The following is a 2,410-nucleotide window of genomic DNA, read 5'->3' as shown; positions in this document are numbered from 1 at the left end:
GCAGCTTGGAAGAGTCCGTTGATCGCTTCCAGGAAGCCATTGGTCTGGCGTGTTTTCACCCAGGCGACGATGCCATCGAGGTGTCGCCTTATCATCTTGGCAACAGCCTTCATCGGCTCGACCTTGGAGCGCATGACGTTCGTACACCACTGGTGGAGCATCTGACGGACCACGTTGACCTGCTTTCGCTGCAGGATGGCGCGCAACTGCTCGCGGTACTGCCAGGCACGTGCCGTCCTGAGTGTCGTCAGCCGAGCGACCAGGGTCTGGAGCTCCTGCCGAGCGCCTCGGCTAAGCCCCTTGGGGGATCTCAGCAGCTTCCATCGCATACCTTTCAGAGCCGGATCGGCTTTCTGCTCGAGCCGCCGCATCCGATCGACGGCCTCGGAGGCCTTGGCGATGACATGGAATTTGTCGAACGTGATCCCGGCTTTGGGCAGGTGGTCCGTGACGCCTCGGATGAAGGCCGGCGACATGTCGATGCTGCAGCTGTCGACAGCATTCGGGTCCCCGCCATGGGCTGTCAGTTCGTCAGCCAGCTCGGCAACCGTTTCCGAGCCGCGCCCCTCGGTGACAAAAATGACCGCACGTCGCTCGGCATCGGCCGCCAGGGTCAGGTAGTCGTGTCCACGGGCCCGGGAGGTCTCGTCGATCGCCAGGCTACGAACCTGGGACAGATCGGCCTCGGCTCTCGCCAGCTCCACATAGCGCTCGCAGATCGCCATGACGCGGTGCGGACTCAAGCCCACAATGCGGGCCACCGCCCGGAACGGCATCTGCTGAGCGAGCATCAACACCAGGGCCTCGAACAGCAGCGTGAACCCCGACAGCTTCCCGGCCCAGTCGGGCTGGACCTGCCGCACCGACCCGTCAGGCAGCTTGACGCGTGGCACTCGCACTTCCAGAAAGCACTCGTGCTGGAAGAAGTTGAGATGCCGGTAGCGCTTGGTGACGGTGTCATGAACTGGGTGTTCCCCTTCGAAATCAGCAATCTGGAAACGACTGCCGCGCCGGAAATCAACCTGAATGGTCAGCGTCCTCGCGGCCTCGTCAAATTCCAGGTCAGCAATGAACCACGGCGGCGTCAGGCCAAGGGCGGCTTCGAAAATCTGGGCGCTCATCGCTCCGGCTCCAAACAGGGTTCCGAGGCGATGATACCCACTCAAAATTCAACAGAGGCAGAAATGTCCCCTTTTCTCCAAAGTAGAAATGTCCCCTTCGTTTTCATGTGATGCGGTCGGGGTAGGCTCGCTTCCAGGGGTGGTCGGGTGGTGGTTTGTAGGCAGGCTTTGCGGCTTGCTGCTGTCTGATCTGGTCAACCCGGTTGCTGACGGACTTCTCGTCTTCGATTGGAATGGGCGGCTCGCCTTCGGCTAGTAGCCGGAAGGGGAGCGACTGCCCCTTGCTGAGCACGGTCACGCGACCGTCAAAGTGCTCGCACAGCGTCACGAGGCTGCCTCTGAGCCGGTAGCCCTTGCCCTGGCCGGTGATCTGGTATTCGCGGTTGTGGAACTGGCAGGTGAGGTTCTTCGACAGCTTGCGGGTGTGGTGGATGGAAAAGATCTGATCGAGCTCGCCGGCGTCGTGCAGTACGGGCCGGTGGGCGTCGCTGGCATGCTGTGGCGGCTTGGCGAAGCGGCGGTTGTAGTCGGCGATGAACTCGGCTAGAAAGGCGTTGGCACCATCGATATCGCTGATGCCACGCAGCCGCAGTTCCTTGACCAGGCGATCCTGCAGGGTCTGATTGGCCCGCTCGACCCGGCCCTTGGCCTGGGGCGTGTTGGCATGGATGGCGCCGATGTCGAGGGTCTTGAGCGCGCGCGAGAACTGGGTCAGCTCGCCTTCGCGGTCGGGGTGGTTGACCCGGAAGATGCTGTGGCGATCGGAATAGAAGGCTGCCGGGCGACCATGAGCCTGCAGGTAGGTCTGGAGCGTCTCCATGTAGGCCTGGGTGGTCTCGGAGGGCACAAAGCGCAGGGCGCCAAGCTCGCTGGTGGCGTCGTCGATGAACACGATCAGGCAGCAAGCAGGCCCCCGATCCTCGAACCAGGCATGGGGCGAGCCGTCGATCTGCACCAGCTCGCCCCGGCAGGCCCGGCGTGGGCGACTCTGGTGGATCGAGGCCTGACGCCGCTGTCGCGGCCGCCACAGGCCTTCGGCAATCATCCAGGCCCTGAGCGTCTCGACCGAGTGACCAAAGCCGTGCTGCTCAACGAGCTTCTCGTGGGCCAGGGTCGGGCCGAAGTCGTGGTAGCGACTGCGCACCAGCGCGATGAAATGATCCCGCACCGAAGCGGCGATGCGATTGTTGCCGGGCCGGCCACGATGCCTTGAGGCCAGGCCTGCCGCCCCTTCGGCGCGGAAGGCCCGAACCAGCCGCTTGACGTGGCGAACGCTCAGCCCCAGATGA

Annotated in this window: 2 protein-coding genes; both read right to left on the bottom strand. The window is 63.5% G+C overall.

Annotation, left to right across the window (positions count from 1 at the left end; genetic code table 11):
- Positions 1-1,121, bottom strand: a 1,121-nt coding sequence (locus tag ACEWQZ_RS06795) for an ISL3 family transposase (protein WP_476482321.1), incomplete at its 3' end; no start/stop codon positions are given.
- 103 nt (positions 1,122-1,224) lie between these two features.
- Positions 1,225-2,410 (bottom strand): ISNCY family transposase (locus tag ACEWQZ_RS06790; RefSeq protein ID WP_476482320.1); only part of this gene is annotated, 1,186 nt, incomplete at its 5' end.

It is taken from the genome of Wenzhouxiangella sp. YN1, assembly GCF_056324145.1.
This window is presented reverse-complemented; position numbering and strand designations above follow the sequence as displayed.